Source organism: Shewanella sp. SW24, assembly GCF_025653395.1.
GTDB classification, from domain to species: domain Bacteria; phylum Pseudomonadota; class Gammaproteobacteria; order Enterobacterales; family Shewanellaceae; genus Shewanella; species Shewanella oncorhynchi.
In genome coordinates this window covers 127,305-148,446 of the sequence record NZ_JAKKSH010000002.1, presented here as the reverse complement: position 1 = coordinate 148,446, position 21,142 = coordinate 127,305, and the positions used below count along the sequence as shown (strand labels likewise).

The window sequence follows — 21,142 nt, the reverse complement described above, 5'->3', positions numbered from 1 at the left end:
GCCAGAAAATCGTGGGAACACTGCATAAAAAAGCCGATGCTATTTGAGTATCGGCTTAGATGGACGTCGATAGCGAGGCTGAAAAAGAGACAGTACTTTGCGGTAAACTGTCAGCACTTGCGCATTAACTAACATCGCCAGCAGCAGAGGCGCAGCTTCACAGCGTTCTATTAAGCAACGTTTACATGATATCTGTTAGATAGTACGACAATGATGGCACAGCAAATACCATAGAACGCACCAAGACCTCCATAATATATTCCTGCTTCACCCGACGTAATATGCCCTGAGGCAAAAGATATTGATATTCCAATATAGGCGCTTAAAAGACCCAGGGTGGCACCCGCTAACCCAAACTTACGACCACGAAGAATGGGTGCCAAAGTGCCAGATGCGGTAGTATTAATATCTAGATTGCTAACGTTAATATCAAAAGCTGCCGCTAACGCTCTTTTTGATTCTAAAGAACTGGTACCTTCGCTTTCTATTCTCTGAATAGTACGAATGCTCAGTCCTGAGATTGTGGCAAGTTGATCTTGTGACCAAGAACGTTCGTTTCGAAGCTTCTTAACTAAGTCTTTGTTTATCATTTGTTCCATTTTCTAGTTCCTAATAATGATTGCTGGAGGGTAATCATCATCCGAAACTCTTGATTTTAGTTATGACAACCTTACGTCAAAGTTACGACAGTGGCCCGTCAAGTTGCTTAGGCCCTGTTAAGATATGAGCAACGCAATATCAAAGCCTCTCCAAACCTCCTTAAACACAAAAACGCAACGCATAGTAAAAATGCTATGCGTTGGCTGTCCATCTTTTTTTGTATGGTTTTATTCCAGTGGACTAAACGTATGTGTACAGTGCGGATGTTCAGGAAGTTTTAATTCTTTATCCCACGCTCCGTCCCCATAGGATGATTTCAGTCGAGCAAGCATAACTTGAGCACTATGAGTTGTACCTGCTAATTGTTGAGAACACTTTGATGAAGCCTGCTCATTTGCAGAATGTTCAACAAAGCAGCCATCACTGCCACTTTCAATGATAGATTCTAATACCGCCTGATTATAAAAACGGCTAACTTGTGTTCTAACTAGGCGTTCTGCCCAACCGCTTGCAAAAACACGGTTATCATCAGAAAACATACTTTGTGGACGAGGTAGTCTACGTTCAGTTTCAGCAATAGTAGCGTCTAAATCTATTTGTAGATCGAAAAAATCGATCAGTATTTCACGAAAGTCATTAAGTCTGGAACCGCCTGTCGTCACTTGACCAGCGATAGGCTCAGACTGGACTAAATCTAATACTTTACGTTTAAGTGAAGTATTGTTTCTTAATGACTCTGTAATTTCGTGAAAATCTTTTGCATAAGTAACAGTCATACAGCCCCCACATTAAGTTTACATTGGAAAGCGATTACTAACCCTAAGTGCTATTTTGAGTTAATTTAACCACAGATAAATAGAGGATAATCATATTCCATCAATTGCACTTGATTTTGATACGGCAAACAAAAACTAAGAGCTGTATAGTGTGCATGCGCATAATTTCACCTTGAGCTCTTGGTGAACACCACAACTAACTGATTAAAAACAATTTTCACGTTAGCAGGTATCATTCTGATTGGGAAGTACTCACAGGTATGATTTTTGCTCGTTTTGTTTTGCACATTTTTATAAGTCATTGAATATTAATGTTAGATAAATAGTACTTCTGAAATAGCGCGTAAAAACAATACTTTTGAATGACAAAAGCCTTATTCACAAATCATGTGGTGGATGTAGAGTTTTGGGGAGGGGATATGTCCTATCAAAGTTTGCCTCGCAACCCATTCTTAAATTAGGCAGCATGTATTCGATTGATTGCAGGCGGGCATTGTCGCGGCAGTGGCCATCGGAAAAAGGGACTTTTCCGTTGAGCCCCCAGGGATGGGTTCACGGCGTGCCACTAGAGCGACAGTGCTTAGCAGCATTGGCACAAACAAAGCCTATAACTCAAGAGATTAGGTTGGCAATAACGTAGGCGCTTCGATTTAACGAGGTAGTGAAGAAGACTGCATCAAGCAGGGAGTTGAGTCCCTACTTGATGTATCTATTGTCCCGTAGTGCTTAAAAACGATTTAGCGGTTTCCAGCGTTGCAGGCTAACTGGAATGGTCGCGCCTTGGGATAACAGCAGGTTAATGCGGGATTGATATGCTGCGCCCACCATTAAATGTTTGGCTAAATCCACCGCATTACGGGCCTTATAGTCATCTAAATAACTGCCTTTCGCCCAAGCATTAAATGCGCCGAGCGCTGGGCCTGCCCAAATTTGGTAATCCATTTCGCGGCCGACTTCACCTGTGTTCGACCAGCGGCTAGACAGACCCAAATACCAGCGGAAAATCAGCGCCATCTTACGTTTGGGGTTATCCAGTGCACGCTCGATTTGTTTAGGATCGCGCTCGTTAAAGTGGGCGACAGTGCCCGCCCAAATATCATCGAGTGATGAGCGGAACACTTGCTCTTCGAGCTTTTTACGCTCGTCCGCAGGGATGGCATCAATCGAATCGTAACGGGTGTAGATCTCATAAAGCTTATTGGCGCGCATCGGGAACAAAGTGCCGCGCTTAACCACTTGTAATTTCACGCCCATTTCGAACATATCGGCGGCAGGCGCCATAGTCACATCGGCCATTTCTGTGGTGGCGAGTAACTTACGTGTGTGTTCGCTCGCGCCCGCCTCCACACACGCTTGGTTGATTGAACCTGTGACGATAAAGGCCGCACCCATGTTGAAGGTGGCTAATGCTGCATCGGGTGTGCCGACGCCGCCGCCTGCGCCAACACGGATGGGCGTTTTATATTGATACTTAGCTTGGATTTCATCTTTGAGCGCCAAAATCGTCGGCAATAGCGTGACCAATGGACGATTGTCGGTATGGCCGCCTGAGTCGGCTTCGGCTGTGATGTCGTCCGCCATAGGCACCTGCAATGCCATCGCCATTTGGTCTTGGCTGATAAGGCCGTCACTCACTAATTGCTGGAGGATTTTGGCTGGCGCTGGCTCCATAAACTTAGTCGCGACTTCGGTACGGCTGATTTTGGCGATGACTTTGTTGCCAATGACTATCTCGCCATGTTCGTCGCGGCTCAAACCCGCCGCGCGGTAATAGACGATTTGCGGTGTTAAACCTAAAAATGCCGAGGCTTCGACCGTGCGCACTTTATGTTTTAAGAACAGCTCAACACTGCCGCGCTCTAATGCGGGCTCGCTTGGGCTGTGAATTAAGTTAAAAGCATAAGGACCATTAGGCAGCGCCGCCTGAATGCGAGTAATGGCCGCTTCAACGCGGGATGGGATTAACCCCGCCGCGCCAAACGAACACAAAATGCCCGCTTGACCTAGCGCGATAACCAGTTCTTCCGAGGCAATACCGTTGGCCATAGCGCCGGCGTAGTAAGCGTATTTGACACCGTGGACGCGGCGAAAATTACTGTCGCCTAAGCTTTGGGTGCCAAGGGCTGGGGCAAAGGCGCTGACAGGGTGTGAGCCCAATGGCGCTTGGCTGTCACTGGTGGTCACTTCGGCAGTTTGTGCTATGCCTAAGCCTTTTTCGCTGTGATTGACTAAGTAACAGGCTTGGCTTAAATCTTTGAGTTTTTTGCCTAATGAGTCGATATCAAAGCTCAGCGCGGCATCGTTGACTTGCCACGGCCAAGGGCTGAGTTTTTCGTTATTGCTATTGAATTGATCTAGAGTATGGCTAGTCATAGGTGTTCTCATGTTATTTGTGCCGCCTTGGTGATGTGGATAGCCAAGGCGGCGCAACTATTTATTATTCGTTATTCGTTATTTGTTATTCGAGATTAGCGTCTTTCTAACAGCGTAAACTCGCTAGGCTTCTTCAATACAGATGGCGATATCTTTAACTTCATAAATCCGCAGACCATCTTTACTCAAGTTGGCATCGCCCATAATGATGCGTTTGCCATTGTCGTCTGTCACGCTGGTAATGTGCACATCCAGTGACATCTGCTTGTTTAATGGGTTAATTTGACCGCGATACTTCCATTTGATATCCGATAAAATCTGCCCGAATTTTGGATTGTTAAAGCCCGCGCCAAGGTCTTGGTCAATCGCATAGGTTTGCATCAGCTCGATAATGGCTTCAACCCCTAATGAGCCTGGCATCACAGGATCTTGATGGAAATGGAATTGGAAGAACCAATCACTTGGGTCAATGGTGCGCTCGGCGTATAAATAGCCAAGGCCCGCTTTACCGCCGGCTTTCACGATTTCAGCCTTGTCGATAAAGTTAAGTTGACCGCCCGCTAAACGGTAATGTGGTTGACCTTTTGGTGCGTTAAAGCTGCGATGTTGTTTATCTAACAGATTGATTTGGCTATCGGCTACTATGCCATTTTGCACATGCCAAGGCTGAGTTGTCTTGCCGTTGTCTATGCCTAACTGGTTTTTCAGCGCATCGCCCTTGAAGTAACCAAATACCGCTTTACCTTGGTAGAAAGGCTCGCCATCGCAGCTTAATTCAAAACTGAAATTCTGGATGATGTTGCTGCCGGCAATTACAGTCGATAATAAACGTGAGTCGTTCACTATGGTTTTGCCACGTAAATCCACATGGCGCAGTAGCTTACCGTTGCCGTCTAAGTTACGGAAGAACAGCTCTTGGCCGGGGAAGCCCAAGGTGGTGCCCATATAGCCCGAGATAAAGCCGTTTGGCTGCAGTGATATTTCCATTAGCACTGAATAGGGCATTACGGCGTGATGGCTGTTTTTATCATAATACCAAGCGTTTGCTGGCACTTCGTATTCAGCGATACACGATGATGGCTTTTTCAGCTCACCGCGTTTGCCGTCAATGGCAATGACGCGAGTCGTGAGCTGTAAGTCACCGCAGGGCGTGCGCGGTGGAATTAGGCCGCGATAGATACTGAAATCAGGGCCGAAGCAGTTTTCGATGTCGCCAGTGGCAAATTCGAACATGTGGTATGGCGTGAACGGCAGGGTGTCGGGCACGCGGTTAGCATACTTTGAATCCGCTGGCGCGACTGGTGCGCTCACATGCTTAAGCGGCACTACGCCTTTATTGGTTGGCGCAGTTAAATCAGGCAACTGTGCCATCAGTGGCGCCGCTAACGATACTGATGTTGTTGAAACCAGCGGCGCAGCCGAAGCAGTATTTTTAGCTACATTTCTAGTCGTATTGTTAGCTGTGCTGTTGGCATTATCCGCGAGGTAGCGGGTGCATTCGGCTTCTTCTTTGATCATCACACCAAGGTTTTGGAAATCCACGACCACTTTGCCATTAAGCAAAATATCGATATTCGCCTTAGCATACGGGCGCGGGCTCATACCGATTTCGGTAATTTCCATGCGATAGGTGAGCAGGCCAGATTGCGGCAAGACTTGACCACGACAGCGCACTTTTTGTGACGCGTTTTCTAGCGGTTGGAAACGACCGTCTTTTACACCGAGGTGCATACCAATATGCAGCATAAAGAATTGCAGTAATTGACCACAGCCTTCGGCCATTAACGACCCCGCCATCACTTGGTCGCCCTTGAAATGACACGGGAAATACCAATGATCAGCTTCGAGCTGCTTATGGCCTTGAACTGAGCCTAAGCCCCACGCGCCGCCATGCACCTCAAGATTGCTGACTTGTTCAATCATCAGGAATTTTTCGGATGCAAAACATAAAGAGGGCTGCAAACCATATTGGGCTTGATGCGCCGCATGGGCGCCGCCAAAACAGCCACCGATATCGGCGCCGAGCAGTTTATGGATTTGGCTGTAATTAAATTGGCTTTGCGCGCAGTTAAGTAACGGATTAAAGCGCGGCTTATTGGGATTATTGAGCGCAAGGTTGCGCGCTTTGATTTCGGCTTCGGTGTGAATAACGCCTTTGCCGTCGGCCAGTTCTTTGTCGGTGAAGAAACCGGCACAGCCGCCATCCATTTTCAGGATCAGCTTGTCGCCCACGAAACATTCGTAGGAGAAGAAGAACAACAAGGTATCACCATTGCGGGCAAAGTGATTGATGGAAATGTCGTAGCGCAGGGTGTCGCCACCGCGCGGTAAGTCGCCAAGGAAGGTCAGGGTGCAATCGAGCAGGCGATAAACGCGCTCGCCTTTATTTTCAAAGTCGATACCTAAGTAGCTGATCAGCATCAAGTCGCATTGACCCGATTCGACCGCCACGGCCCAAGGGATTTGGCCATCGACCAAATACGGCGCGTCCACAGGAATGTCGTATTCTGTGGTCATAGTGCAAGGCTGATATTGGTTCATCTGGGCGTTTAATTTCGTTACCCGAGATACCAGTAAATAGTCTGTGGTTGGCAGACGTACACGGCGCGAATAGCTGTCGATAATGGCGTAATCTTGGCCAAAGACGTTAGCGATATCGCCTTCGGCGTACTCGACTAAATCCGCATAATCCCAAATGCAAGGCTTGCTTATCGGTGTTGGCGGCGTGTACAGAGGCACTTTTGCATGATTGGGATAAAGCACAGGATGTGGAAGAACCGCTGTCGCAGATGCCAGAACTATGGCTTGCTGTTGTACTGGCGCAGCTTGGCCAATTGATGTCAGTTCGCCCTTAAGCTGGGCTTTCATCAAGGCATCGGCCAGTTTCAGTCCTTCAGCGCGACTTTGCAAAAAGGCTAAATGCGCCTCACGGGCGAGTTGCTGATTGCTTAAAAATGCCGCGTCTTTTAGCTCTGCTTGAGTGGCGTTTTTATTGGTGCTTAGGGCATTCATTGGCATGCTGCTTAATGTCTCTTTTTGTTGAGCCGTGGTTGGGCTGCTTGTTGCAAAGCTATTAGTGTCTTTGCTCGCTATTTGGGCCAAATGTTTGCGCTGGCTGCGCGCTGGTAATGCTGTCATGGCTTGGGCTTTTTGTTGTATAGCATCAAGGCCTGCGAGCGGCGTATCAAGGATATGCTGATAGATATCGCGGCCACCGAGCGTTACTTGTTTTATTAAGTGTTTTTGCTCAGAAAGCGTTAAATCTTGATCTAGCCTTTGCTGCAAATTGTATGCTTGCGTGGCACTTTGGCTGAGCAGTAACTGCGAGCATTTACCTTGGCTAAACGTCGCTACGAGCGCGTGCTGCTGAGCTTGAGAAGAATGCTTGTTAAGTTGCGCTTGACTTTTAAGCTGCACCTGATTTTTAAGCTGCACCTGATTTTTAAGCTGAAGCAGCGCGCTCAAAATACTCGCCATACCCGCAGCGGCAAAGTTGTGGCCTAGGGTATCAGCGGCTTGGCTGCGCTCACTCACACTCGGCAGCAGCGTATTGAGTACCAGCTCTGGACGGCTGAGTTGCTCAACCGCAATACTGGTTTCAATCAAGCTAATCTGGCTGCTATTCACCTTGGCTTGGGTTAGCAAGTCATCGCAAATACGCGCAGCGTTGCTATTACCTTGTATGTCACAAATCGCGCCAAATACTTGGCCGCTGATGTGACCATAACTGTCGCCATAGCTGCTATTGGCATTAGCATTGTCAGCGGCATTACTTGGCTGGGCTGCACTTGATTGCGCTGTTGTGAGCACTAACGCGCCAGCACCTTCACCGACTTTCCAGCCTGTGTCAGTGGCAGTAAATGCCACTGGCGATACGGCGTTTTTAAGGATCACTTGCTCTAAACTGCCACTTAAATCGACGGCGGCGATCACTACGGCATCTAAGGATTCTTGGGACAACAGATTTTCGGCCACATCGATACAGCGGGCGACCGATTGCTCCGCCGCCGAAATGGTAAAGGCAGGGCCGTTAAAGTCCCAAAGGGATGCGATACGTGACGCCATTATGTTGCCAATAAAACTGGTGTATTGGTTCAGTTTGGCGGCATCGAGCACACTGTCCATGGCGATCTTTTCAAGGGCGAGATACTCGGCTTGTGTGAGTGTTATCCCTTGTTTTTTAAGACTGTCTGCCAGTTGAGTGTGCAGATTTACGCGGCCACGGAACTGGTGTAATTCCAGTTCGGTTTCCATCGCTACTAATACAGCAACCTTGCCACCGGGTTTTAAGTTGGCATCACGGATCGCTTCATCGGCCACTTTGATCAGCAGCAGTTGCTGGGAGATCAGGCGATCATCCTCATTGGGCGGCACTTTAAAGCGCAGGAAGTCAAAATCGAACTGGTCGATATACGCGCCTTGCGGTACAGCAGGCAAACCAAAGTTAGCTAAGATCTCAGGGTGTTTATCTAAGCCTTTCCAGCGTTTAGCGGGCAGCGGGATAAAGGCATGTTGCCGAGCATGAATCGTGTTATCCAGTGCATTAATGGAGGTTAAAGGCCCAAAGTGCGATGCTAAGCCAATGATATTTAATGGCGTGTGCTGGTAACTTACTGCGGCTGCGGCTTGTTCATTCTTCTTGTTTGTATTGGCAACATAGGATTCCAGCAATAAATGCGCGTTACAGCCGCCAAAACCAAACACAGAAACACCCGCGTGGCGGCGGTCATTGCCGGCTTTATCGGGCCAAGCATGCAGTTCTGTAGGTAGATTTTTAGCGCTAAATAAGCCCTTAGGCGAGGATATCGGCGCTGATAAGTTAATACTTGGCGGCAGTCGACCCGAGCGCATGGCAAAAATCATCTTCATGATCCCCGGCATGCCCGCGGCTGTGAGTAAATGGCCTAAGTTGGATTTTGCCGAACCGATCAGCGGCACCGCAGAGCCCGCGAGTTTGTCCTCAAAAAAGCGTTCCATCGAAGCGAGTTCGACCTTATCCCCAAGCGGCGTGCCTGTGGCATGGCATTCAATCACTTCGATATTGGCGGGCAGTGTGTTTGCGGCACTATAGGCGCGCTCGAAGGCTTGCACTTGGCCCTTGCTGTTGGGGCTTAATACAAACTGGCCTTTACCGTCGTTCGACAAACCAATGCCGCTAACGACGGCATAGATGTTATCGCCATCGCGCTCGGCATCTTCTAAGCGTTTTAAGACTAACACCCCAGCGCCTTCTCCGGCGAATAAGCCTTTGCTGTTGCTATCAAAGGGCGCCGAAATACCGTGATCTGGATAGGCGTGGAAAATCGAGAATCCCATGTTGATAAAGAAGGGATCGGCGCCCGATACTGCGCCCGCAAGCATCATATCTGCCTTGCCTGTTGTTAGGTAATCGCAGGCGAGTTTGAGCGCATAAACCGAACTGGCGCAGGCGGCGTCCAGACTCAACTGGGTGCCACCCAAACCGAGTGCATCGCTGACCAGTTTTGAGGCTGTGTGAGCAACGGCACCATTGGCGATGTTTAAGGTTTGGCTATTGGCATTGAGATCGTTAACTGAGTTGCCAAAATCAGCCAGCTGAAATGCGCTTTGATTAAGTTTGTTTTGCAGCGCCTTTTCAACGGTTTGATGATACAGAGGCAAAAATAATTCATTGGATCGGGCCGTGGGGAACGACAAGGTTCCCATTACGATACCAGTGCGCGTCAGTACTGCATCGCTTGGGGCAATCCCTGCGTCTTGCAGGGCTTTACGACTGCAATCGAGTGCCCATAAAAAGCTTTCATCTAAACCGTCAAAGGCAGACTCAGGCAGTTGATAGCCCTTGGCATCAAACTGGAAGTGTTGGATGTAGCCGCCCTTATCACAGTAAAAACGGTCAGATTGCCCCTGAACACCTTGATAATCGGCTGGATTGGCATTGAGCTTTTCGCGATTAATTTGGGTGCGAGAGTCTTTTTTATCCAGCAGATTTTGCCAGAAAGTTTGAGGATTGTCGGCGTCAGGATACTGAGTCGCAAGACCGACAATCGCAATTTTTGACGCACTTTTTGATGCGCGGTTTGACGCACTTTTTGACAAAATCATAGGCACGTTAGTTTTATCAATCGTAGGGGAATGCTGAGAACTCACAGGGGTTCTCCTTTTGGTGATACTGCTGATGATAAAGGGGCTGCGTTAGCACTTAATGGCTGCATGAGCGGCGCGAACGACAGCGGCACTCTGTGGCTTATTAGCTGAGCTAAACACTTGAGTAAGCTGGTAATCGCATCGGCACCTTTGGCATTGCAGGCAATGGCGACTGTTGCCTCGTTCGCCGTGCTTTGGCCTGCATGGGCGTGGCTGATTTTATCTATGAGTGTGCTGGTTTGCCTATCGGCGCCCACTTCGACAAACAGTCTTGCGCCTTGCTCAGTGGCATTTTGAATGAGCGCACTAAAGTCGAGTGGCGAACAAAAGGTATCGGCAATCGCGCGGCCAATGCTTGTGCTATCAAGGGTGACTGGCGCAGTTTGCGCTGCACTGATAAAGCGGATCGGCGAGTCTTGCGCCGCCGCTTTTAGCGCCTCAGGTTTTAATGCCTCGGGATTTAGCGCCTCGGGTTTTAGCGCTTGAGTATAGAAATCTTGTACTTGCCCGTGGACTAACATGGCAGGCGCAGTATGCATTGCCGTGACGCGATTGGCAGCAATGCCGCGTTTGCCTAACTTGGCAAGTAGGGCTTTGCAGCTTGTTTCGCAGCCTGCAATGACGCAAGTATCACCTTGGGTGATGGCTAAATAAGCACGATGAAACTCTGGCAATAATGCCTTGATTTCATTGCTGTCGGCGCGCACCACAAAGCTGTTCCACACTATGGATTCATTATCCGCAAGCTGCCATGCTCGGCGCACTGCGGTTAGCTCGCCAGAAATGGCATGGTTGAAAATATCGCTATTTTCGGTGGCGTTGATCATAGCATGGGGTGTTTGCCACACATCTAGGCTGGCCCACATGGCTGCTTCGCCCATTGAGTAACCGAGCGCCATTTTTGGCTTAATATTAAAGACTTGGGTCAACAGCTTAGTGAATAGGTAGCTGGCGCCCACGCCACTAATCGCTTGCTGGCTTAAGCTCATGCTTGCTGCGGTTTTAATATTATCGGCATAAATCTGCGGTGATTGCAGCATGGCGCTTAAATCGCCTTCACGTTCTAGCTGGTGATACAGCGCGGGGAAATACTCATGCAAGTTATTGAACATATTGGCGTAAACAGTGCCAACGCCGGGATATACAAAGGTCAGGCCCGCATCCCCTAGCGGCTTCGCGGTGAAACAGCTACCCGCTGGCGTCTTAAAGTGTTGACCATGATGACGCACTGCATCATTTTCAAGGGCCGAAAGCATAGCTTTGGCTTCAAGTTTGAGGTGATCAATCGATGCTGCCATCAAGACTAATGCCAGTGGTGCGTTGGTATCATAGCGTTCAAACAAGAATGCGAGTTGATGTGATGCAAATGACGTGTTTAGTGCGCCAATCTCTAGTGAACTAAGCAACTGAAACAGTTTTGTTTTTAGCTCATTAATACTGTCACCACTTATCGGCACAAACAGCCGGTTTTCATCAACAAGAGCTTTGGGCGCGATAACTTGTGTGCCTTGGGTCAGCACTAGGCTTTGGCAAATATCTTGGCCTGAATCCAGCAAGGTATCTGCTGGGTTTGATCTTGTTGCCGCTAGATTCTTTGCTACAAGATTTAGACATAAAACCCGCGCTTGATGTTGGTCGCTAAACCAATAGCCAGTTTGATGATTAGTGTCGTTTGTCTGTCTTATATCAGTAGTGCCTTTAAGCGGCGCTTGTGTTCGCGCCGCGAGGGCGGTTACGCCTTGGCGCAGCGCAACAAATGCCTCGTTGAGAGTGTTGGCGACGAGCTGATGCTGAACGGTTTGTGCAGGGCTGCGCTTTGCCGCCGCTAAGGCCGCATTAGCAACAGTCGCCGCATTTTCAACATCTGTTGTCTCATTGCCAGCGGCAAAGCCAGCAATAAACGCGTGGGCGTGAAGACGCAGTTTGGCGGCGCGTAAACCATCGAGCAAATAAAGAGACTGGGGCAGATTGCCATCATTGAATTTAAGTTCAACGAGCTTGCCTTGCTCAATGGCTGTTGTTGCTTGGCCTAACAAGGCAGTGAGCGAGCTTTGCTCATGCACTGACGATTGGTCGGCATTTGCAGCGCAAATCTGAACTCTTTCACGTTCAGTAAACGTCCCTAATACTTGGGCTGAGTGAGAGTCAAGGTTGACGGCATCGCCAAGCAACACTGCAATACGCAGTGGCTTGGCGCTTTTGTCAGCTATCGACGTTTCAGCTTGGCCGTTATGGGTCGTTGCTAAAGGGGGGGCTAAGTTCACTCGACTTTTGCCTCCACGCTTTCAATGCTTTTATTAGCAACTTTATTAGCTAAGAATGCACCGTTAAGGTTTTTGCTGATGGTGACTTTGGCGTTGTTCATCTCGCAGCTCAAGCGGCCATCTTGATGATAAAGTGCAATATTGGCTTCAAGGGCACGGCCAGAGTGTTTTACCACCTCAAGCACTAGATACCCTGTATCGCCAAAGGCAAACGGCGCATGGGAGATAAACTCACCAATGCTTGATGGCAAACTCGCCGCGCCATATTTGAGTCTTGCCCATACCAGCATCGCCTGCAGCAACAAATCTTCTGCAAAAGCTTGTGAGCCTTTAGGGGCCAGATTGGGCACAAAACTCCCGCAGTCCGCTAACGCAACATGGGGAATACTCACCTTGGCGACTAAGCTCGCATCGTCAAACTTCACCACAGACTCAATACCTTGCAGTCTTGGGCCGTGGAAAAGCGTGCCGTCGCTGTAAAGGCTGCTTGCGGTTGTGATGGCAGAAAGTCCTGCCAAGCTATGCGCGTTAAAGGCAGTTGCTTTGCTATTAGTGGCTAAGTTATCACTAGGCGCATCATCAATCACTAAGATGGCTTGATATTGCGGACGACCTTCAAAGCTGATTAAGGCACTGAATTGTCCACTCAAGTACTCGTCTGTGTCTTTCGCGGCTTTATCCGTTAACGCCATCGGTGCAAGTTCAAGTTCTAGCGTGATGGGCGCGCCGTTTTCTAACGCACCGTTTTCTAACGTCATAGCGTCGAAAATAATGCCCTTCAACAGCTTGTAGCTTTGCACTTTGACAGGCTGCTTGAGCACATCAAAGGCGGCTTCACGCATCCACTGAATCGCGCACACAGTCGGTAATACGGGATTACCGTTAATGCAGTGATCTTCAATAAAGATCATTGCCTTAGGGTCCAGTGTGCGCTGCAGTTTTACAGCGCTTATATTTACTGCGCTTGGATTTAAAGCGTTAAGCAAAGCATGCGGATCCGACGAGTCAGTGGTCAGATCCGCTTCAGGCTTTTTTAGATTGCCACCTTCAGTCTCTTGCACTTTATTAGAAGTGTCGTCATGAGGTGCGCTGCCTTGCATGTCAGTACCGACCAGCAATTGTGCGCCTGTGTTGCTCAGTAATTGGCTCGCAAATAACTCAGCACCCGCCTTTAACGGGATCACATAGACACCGCGATCGATAAACATCTTTTTCAGCGCAGGATTCACCATGCCGCCGTCCCACGGACCCCAATCGAAGCTCATCACTTTGGCATTTGGCAGTTGCTGCGCCAGTTGCAGTGCGGCTTTGTTGAGTATGTCGTTGGACATGGCGTAATCGCTTTGGCCAGTATTGCCGTAAAAACCCGCCGCCGAAGAGAATAGGGCAATCAGTTTTAATTTATCTAAATCCAGTGCGGCAAGTAGATTGCTTATACCTGTGACCTTAGTGCCATACACCCGTGCTAACTCATCTAAGGTTTTGTCTTGGATGTGTTTATCGGCGAGTACGCCCGCACCATGGATGATGCCAGTAATAGGCGACAACTCGGTGATCGGCACTATCGTGCTGGCGATCGCATCTGGATTGTTAACATCGAGACTTAAGTACTCGGCGCTCGCGCCCACAGCGGTAAAGGCTTCTAGTGCGGCTGCAATTTCTAGGCTGCTTTGAACTGGCCATACTAAGGCATCCACTTGTTTTGGCGTGGGTTTCTCGCCCAAGCTTTGAATGTGGGAAATAGCTGCGGCTTTAAGTTCACTGTTATTCTTACCCTGTGCCCAAGCGGGAATGGCTTGTTGGCTGCTTCTGCCAGCAAGGATAAAGTGCGCCTTGCTGCGTTTGGCTAAACTTAGCGCACATTCAAAGGTCACGCCTTTTGCGCCACCGGTCACCAGTATTTTATCTGCACTCGTCAAGTTTGCCGCGCTGTGGCGGGTATCAGCCTTGCCAGCAACTAAGGTTACACGCTCAAGTGCTTGGGCTGCGCCTTGGCTAACACCGACTTCCAATACGTTATCGGTTGCAAAGAGCTCAGCGATCACAGCATTGGCCAGTTGCTTGGCATCAAGTGCTGGCGCGATATCTAAGGCGCGGCAATGCACGCTTGGCCACTCGTGGCTCAAGGTTTTCGTTAGACCTGCCAATGCTGCTTGGTTTAACTCGCTGCGGGCAATTTGGCTGTGGTTAAGATAACCAAAACCACCGTCGATACGACTGACGCTGATAAAACTACTACCAGTATTGGCGGTCGCTGCTGTTGTTAAAAACGGTTGTAAGTGCTTGGCGAACAAGAACGCTTGCTCGACGGATGCCTTGGCGGCACTGGACAGCACTAAACCTTTAGTATCTGCTGAGTTTTTATGTTGTGGTTGCAGATGAATAAAGCCTGCAACCGTACCTAAGCTTTTGATCTCATTAATTACGGCACCAATGCTGGCATCGTCAATCGCCGCCAATGTGAAGCTGGCAATGTGGCTATTGAGCGGTGATGCACTGGCCACAAGGCTTTCAGGCGAGCGCACAACCACAACCGTTAGACCTTGAGCATGCAATTTTTCGGCAAGTACGCCAGCATTGTGGCCATCATCGCTAATGATAATGCAGGCATCTTTAGCGAAAGTTCGTGTCACAGCTTGTTGCGCTGATTGCTTTGATGATTGCTGTGGCGATAATTGCGCTAGCTCAGCCGCCGCTGGCAACTTTTTTAGCACCACCTCACTGTGTGGTGGTAAATCGATAGTAGGTTCAGGCTGAACGACAGCGCTAACTGGCGCGGCATTCTGGCTTACCGCGTTTTGGCCTAGCTTGCCTTGCATATAGCTAACGATTTCACCTAAGGTACGACACTCGGCCAGATCTTCAGGATTGAGTTCAGGCAAACCCGGTAGCTCGTCTTGCACTGTGCCTAAAATTTCAACGCGCTTGATGGAATCGATACCTAAATCGGCCTCCATATCCATGCTGAGTTCTAGCATTTCAGTGGGGTAGCCAGTCTTGTCGGCCACCACAGCCATCATGGTTTGTTGGACAAGTGCAGCACTTAAGCCGTTATTCGCAGGAACTTGTGCTGGCGTTGCTTCAACGTTTGCCGCTGGTGCAACTGCTACCGCGCTAACTACTGGCAATTTGCTGTTCATGTAGTCAACGATTTCACCTAAGGTGCGACACTCGGCCAGATCTTCAGGATTGAGTTCAGGTAAGCCCGGAAGTTCGTCTTGCACTGTGCCTAAAATTTCAACGCGCTTGATGGAGTCGATACCTAGATCAGCCTCCATATCCATGCTCAGTTCCAGCATTTCAGTGGGGTAGCCTGTCTTGTCGGCCACCACAGCCATCATGGTTTGTTGCACTAACGCAGCACTTAAACCGCTATGAGTTGCTACGATAACTGCGCCCGCTGCAGGCAGCTTGTCATTTTGTGTAAGCTTACTTTGCATGTAGTTAACGATTTCACCCAAGGTGCGACACTCGGCCAGATCTTCAGGATTCAGCTCAGGTAAACCTGGTAGCTCATCTTGTACTGTACCTAAGATTTCAACGCGCTTGATGGAATCGATACCGAGATCAGCTTCCATATCCATGCTGAGTTCCAGCATTTCAGTGGGGTAGCCTGTCTTGTCGGCTACCACAGTCATCATAGTTTGCAGCACTAACGCAGCACTTAAACCGCTGGCTGCAGGAGTTGTTGGCGTTGTTGTAGAAACTACAATTTGGCCAGCCGCTGGCAGTTTGCTGTTTATGTAGTCAACGATTTCACCCAAGGTGCGACACTCGGCCAGATCTTCTGGGCTGAGTTCAGGTAAACCCGGCAGTTCGTCTTGTACTGTGCCTAAGATTTCAACGCGCTTAATTGAATCAATACCTAAATCGGCTTCCATATCCATGCTGAGTTCCAGCATTTCAGTGGGATAGCCTGTCTTGTCAGCCACCACAGCCATCATGGTTTGTTGCACTAACGCAGCGCTTAAACCGTTGGCGGCAGGAGCTGTTGGCGCTGTTGTAGAAACTACAACTTGGCCAGCCGCAGGCAGTTTGCTGTTCATGTAGTCAACGATTTCACTTAAGGTACGACACTCGGCCAGATCTTCTGGGCTGAGTTCAGGTAAGCCCGGCAGTTCGTCTTGCACTGTGCCTAAAATTTCAACGCGTTTAATCGAATCGATACCTAAATCGGCTTCCATATCCATGCTGAGCTCCAGCATTTCAGTCGGATAGCCAGTCTTGTCAGCCACCACAGCCATCATGGTTTGTTGCACTAATGCAGCGCTTAAACCGCTCGTTGCTGTTGCCACAGGTGTCACTTCTGGCATCACTACAGCAGGCATGACTAATGCAGGAGCGGCAGGAGCTGCTGGCGCAACTTGTACTGTCGCAGCAGGCGCATGAGCAACGGGAGCGGTTTGCACAACAGGTGCAACAGGTGTGTTAATTGCTGGTCTCATCGCAACAGCCTGAGCCGCTACTGGTGCGGCATTGTGCGCAACTGTCGATGCAGCAAAAGGTGCTGGAGCCGGCGCAGTTGCTCGTGGCTGACTTGCAACTGCTGGAGTAAAGTTAATCGGCGCATTGTTTAACATCGCCAAGGCCGCTTGGCTGCTACTGCTTTGTAGCTGCATAAATTCGGTGTGGCTTTGCAGGGTTTGCGCTTGATGCTGGTGGAACATTTCCATCGAGCGTTGCAGGCTTTCAGGGATTGCAATGCCAAGGCTTGCCATCTTGGCTTGTTCAGTCATCAGTGTCGTGAAGGTATCGCCGTATTGCTGCGGGATAGCTAAAAACTGTTGATGCAACTGCGCCGCTTGAGATTGTGCGCTGAAAAATGCCGTTAATGCATCGCCGCTGACGCTTGGGTTCAATTGCGCCGTCGCTTGTTGCTGGTGATTGTTTAAGCCTTGCGTCACGCTTGAGGATTTTTGTTTCATTTCAACAGTTGCCACTTGATTCGCTTCCACTTCTATTATTTTTTCAACCACTTTTTCGACGATGACTTCTTTCTCAACGATTTTTTCGACTTCTCTTTCGACAACCGTTTCAACGATGCGATCCACATATTGCACTTGGCTAGTCACGCTGCCTGTGGCGAGGGATTTAGCCATCTTAGCTTTGGTTGCAGCACTAATATGGTTAGTGGCGGTGAGTTTGATGTTCATCGCTGATGGCGCTTCACGTTCGGCAATTTCTTGTGACGTGACGGCTTGATAGGGGTCAACCTCAGTTAACGCCACGCCGGCTACGGCTAATTGCACTGCAGCTAAGCGTAATTGACTGTCACTGTCGCCCTTAGGATTCGGGTTCATGCTGACAAGGCAAAGCTCATTTAAGTGTTCACCTAAGGTATTTTCAACTAACTTTTGCAGTATGTTCTTAGGGCCAAACTCAACAAACACACGGGCGCCAGCGTCATACATGGCCTGCAGTTGTTCGCTAAAGCGAACCGATTGCAGCATGTGTTGTTTGAATTCTGCTTTAATGGCTTTGCCATCGCTTGGGTGCAATTGACCCGTACCGTTGGCATAAAGTGCGACTGAAGGCGCGCTGAATTTAGCTTTATCAATGGCTTTGGCAAATGGCTTTTGTGCGTGTCCAACCAATGGGGTATGGAACGCGCCTGAGACAGGCAGGGCAATCGCTTTAAAGCCCAGTTCACTAATGGCTTTCGCGGCCAGCTGAGTTTGCTCTGTGCCACCTGCGATGACTAATTGCGTCGGCGCGTTGTAGTTGGCAATTTTAACGCCATCAAACTGGGCTAAACAGCTATTGATCGCATCGATATCATTCTTTTGCTTAAGAATAATCGCGAACATGGTTCCTAAATCAACTTGAGTCCCAGTATCGCTCGGCACTTGCGCCATGGCATGTCCGCGGGCGAAGGCCAGTTCGACGTAATCCTCATTGGAAATCACGCCTGCCGCGCAAAGGGCTGACAATTCACCAAAGCTATGACCCGCCACCATATCGGGGGCAAAACCCGCTTGCGTTAATAGCGAATATTGCGCCATTGAAACCGCGCCTATGGCGCTTTGGGCGAACAGGGTATTGGTCAGCGCCGCTTCTTGGGCTTTCACCGCATCGGCATCGAATGCTGGAATAGGGTAGAGGATGTTCGATAACGGTGTTTGACCGTGGTGAGCAAATACTTTATCGCTGGCCGTCACTTGTTGGCGCATTTCCGGGAAATGGCAGGCGAGTTCGCGACCCATGTTCAGGTACTGTGAACCTTGACCAGCAAACAGGGCAGCTACTTTCTTTGATTCATTTTTAGCGACCAAGGCATGGGAGCGGTAGCTGATCCCAGACGGTAATTGCCACGCCTCGCTTGCACTGGTTTCTAGGTGCCCGCTTTCTATATGCGCAATCGATTGATTTAGCTGAGCTTGTAGCTGAGCGATATCCTTAGCCACAAAACCTAAACGGGCATCTGTGCTTGCCAGTGTGCGCAGCGGATATTGCTGAGCGATAGCGTTTAGGCTCGCAGCGCTGCTCTTATTCGCGTTTGCACTCGTGTTCACGCTTTGGCTCAGCGCAGCTTTTAACTCGCTAAGCAGCGCGGCTTTATTGGCTGCGGCAAACAATAGTGTCTGCGGCACACTGCGCTGACGATATTGCTCATCGCGGCTGTGCTCAGGTTTGTATTCTTCTAATACAAGATGGAAGTTCGTGCCGCCAAAACCAAAGGAGCTTACACCTGCACGGCGCGGCGTTGCATCGGCGCGCTGGAACCATGGGCGAGTTTCGGTATTTAAATAGAATGGTGAGCTTTCGATATTCAGTTTTGGATTAGGCTTGCTAACGTTAATGGTCGCAGGCAATACCTTGTGGTGCAGCGCTAGCGCGGCTTTGATCACCCCAGCAGTGCCTGCTGTGGATTTAGTGTGGCCCACTTGGGATTTTACTGAACCTAACGCGATATGTTGATTTGTGTCGTTGCCTTGGGCAAATACTGATTTTAAGCCATTAAATTCAGCCACATCACCTGCGGCAGTACCCGTGCCATGGGCTTCAACTAAGCCAATGCTGTGCGGGGCAAAACCTGCATCGTCGTAAGCGCGTTCGAGAGCTTTAGCTTGGCCCTCAGGGCGCGGCGCATAAATACTCTTAAACTTACCGTCAGATGAGGCGCCAACGCCTTTGATGACCGCATAAATTCGGTCGCCATCGCGCTCGGCATCTTCAAGGCGTTTAAGCGCGACCATGCCGATCCCTTCGCCGATCATCATGCCTTTTGAATCGATATCAAAGGGTTGAATGGTTTCATTGGTGGTGAAGGCTGGCGTTTTTGAGAAGCTCATGTACATGGACGGCGAGTTATCGGTACAGACACCACCAGTGATCATCATGTCGCTGCGACCTTCGGTCAGTTCCGTCAACGCCATACGCATAGCGGCAAGCGAACCCGCGCAGGCAGCATCGACAACACAGTTCATGCCGCCAAAATCAAAACGGTTGGCGATACGGCCTGCAATCACGTTGCCTAAGGACCCTGGGAAAGAGTTTTCTTCCCAGTGGATATATTGGTCTTGGAACTTTTTGATCAGCATTTCGCTGTCTTCATCGCTCAGGCCGCTGCTTTTGAATACTTTTTTAAGCACTGGATATTGCAGACGCGAGTTTAAGCTCTGACTGATTTTTTGACCACCACCCACGCCTAGGGTGATGCCGATACGGTCACGGTCGTAATCGGCGGGCAGATTAGCATCGGCAAGCACTTCTTTGGCGACAATCAGCGACAGCAGTTGCGAGGTATCTGTTAGCTCAAGAATATTGGGTGGCAGACCAAATTCCATTGGATTGAAGTCGACTTCTGGTAAAAAACCACCGCGTTTACAGTAGCTTTTATCGGCTTTGCTTTTGTCGGCATCGTAGTAATCTTCGGCGCGCCAATGGGTGTCTGGGATGTCAGTAATGGCATCGATTTTTTCGCTGATCAAATCCCAAAATTTATTTAAATAACGCGAGTTAGCGAAGATGCTGGCCATGCCGACGATGGCAACGGGCATATCTTTTAAACGTTTGTTGAGTCGTTTATCTTTTTTTGACTCAGTCGCAGAATTAGGTACAGAAGGGGTATGGCTCATAAAGAGTCTCCACGGGTCGACCTGGATACGGTGACCTTGTTTTGGGATCCAGCCGCGCTTGTCTTTGGCGTGCCATGGGCACCGGGAAAACGGGCTAAGAAGGTGTGATAGTTGCGAACGAGCAACTTTCGTAAATGAAACGGCCCATGTTTAAGGACATAGGCGATATATCTATTGGTCGCTTGGGTATTGCTGTCTTGATAAATATCGAGGTAAATCCAATCACTTGCTGTGTCTACGCCTAATAGTACTGAGCTTGGCGCTTGCTCAGTGAGCTGCGGCGGTATGGTGAGTGACACCACTTGCACCACAGTATTGCCGTCGGTACTCGGCAATGCGAGCGCCTTAGCCAAGGTTTCTGGATTGACCGTATAGGTTTGGATATCGCTGCCTTGAGTCACAGGCAATTGATTAAAATAGCGTTCGGGGACTTGCGGTGCTTCAAATTCATCGAGCCGCGATATGCCGTAGCGCTTTAAGCAACGGGCAAGGCCGGAGCGCGACACATTGGGATTAATAAAGGTTTGGGTAACCTGAAGTAATCTATCTAAGGTGAGTTTGAGTTGATAGCGTAATCCCACCACCACATATTCTTCCATCGGCGTGAGCGTGGTATTGAGGTGATGGGGCGTGTTCGAACTGTTACTAATGGACTCACGCTTCCGCCATTTACGCACCGTTGCCTCAGTAATATTTAAAATTTTTGCCAGCTGGCTGACGCTCAGATCCGATTGCTGGATAAAGAGTCGCATTTCAGGCGTGGTGGTGGCGTTTCGATGCCGAGGTGCGCTGTCTTTTTTCGCCGCTTGAGTTGTGCTCTTAGGGGCGTAAGACGGCGCTTTAGATTGAGAGTCGCGAGCTGCCATTAATAATAATTATCATCCGACATAATCTATTGGGACTGAGAAGCCATTTTGGCTGAGTC

General features: G+C 49.3%; 7 protein-coding genes. All 7 read right to left on the bottom strand.

Annotated elements, in window-relative coordinates; genetic code table 11:
* Positions 1–170: 170 nt before the first annotated feature.
* Positions 171–599 (bottom strand): helix-turn-helix transcriptional regulator, encoded by a 429-nt coding sequence (locus tag L5M17_RS02510; protein ID WP_131523824.1) that lies wholly within the window; start codon positions 597–599, stop codon positions 171–173.
* Between the two features lie 228 nt (positions 600–827).
* On the bottom strand, positions 828–1,376 hold the full coding sequence (locus L5M17_RS02505) for a hypothetical protein (protein ID WP_263144987.1): 549 nt from the start codon (positions 1,374–1,376) through the stop codon (positions 828–830).
* Positions 1,377–2,102: 726 nt separating this feature from the next.
* A complete protein-coding gene (gene pfaD, locus L5M17_RS02500; protein WP_263145393.1) occupies positions 2,103–3,749 on the bottom strand; it encodes an eicosapentaenoate synthase subunit PfaD in 1,647 nt (548 codons plus the stop codon).
* 123 nt (positions 3,750–3,872) lie between these two features.
* Complete coding sequence (locus L5M17_RS02495) at positions 3,873–9,878, bottom strand: beta-ketoacyl synthase N-terminal-like domain-containing protein (protein WP_317629584.1); 6,006 nt, start codon at positions 9,876–9,878, stop codon at positions 3,873–3,875.
* A complete protein-coding gene (locus L5M17_RS02490) occupies positions 9,875–12,139 on the bottom strand; it encodes a PfaB family protein (protein WP_263144985.1) in 2,265 nt (754 codons plus the stop codon). Before L5M17_RS02490 ends, L5M17_RS02495 begins: the two co-directional genes overlap by 4 nt.
* Positions 12,136–20,217 (bottom strand): type I polyketide synthase, encoded by an 8,082-nt coding sequence (locus L5M17_RS02485; protein ID WP_263144982.1) that lies wholly within the window; start codon positions 20,215–20,217, stop codon positions 12,136–12,138. The genes L5M17_RS02490 and L5M17_RS02485 overlap by 4 nt, the downstream gene beginning before the upstream one ends.
* Complete coding sequence (locus L5M17_RS02480; RefSeq protein ID WP_263144980.1) at positions 20,214–21,083, bottom strand: transcriptional regulator; 870 nt, start codon at positions 21,081–21,083, stop codon at positions 20,214–20,216. Before L5M17_RS02480 ends, L5M17_RS02485 begins: the two co-directional genes overlap by 4 nt.
* Positions 21,084–21,142: the final 59 nt, after the last annotated feature.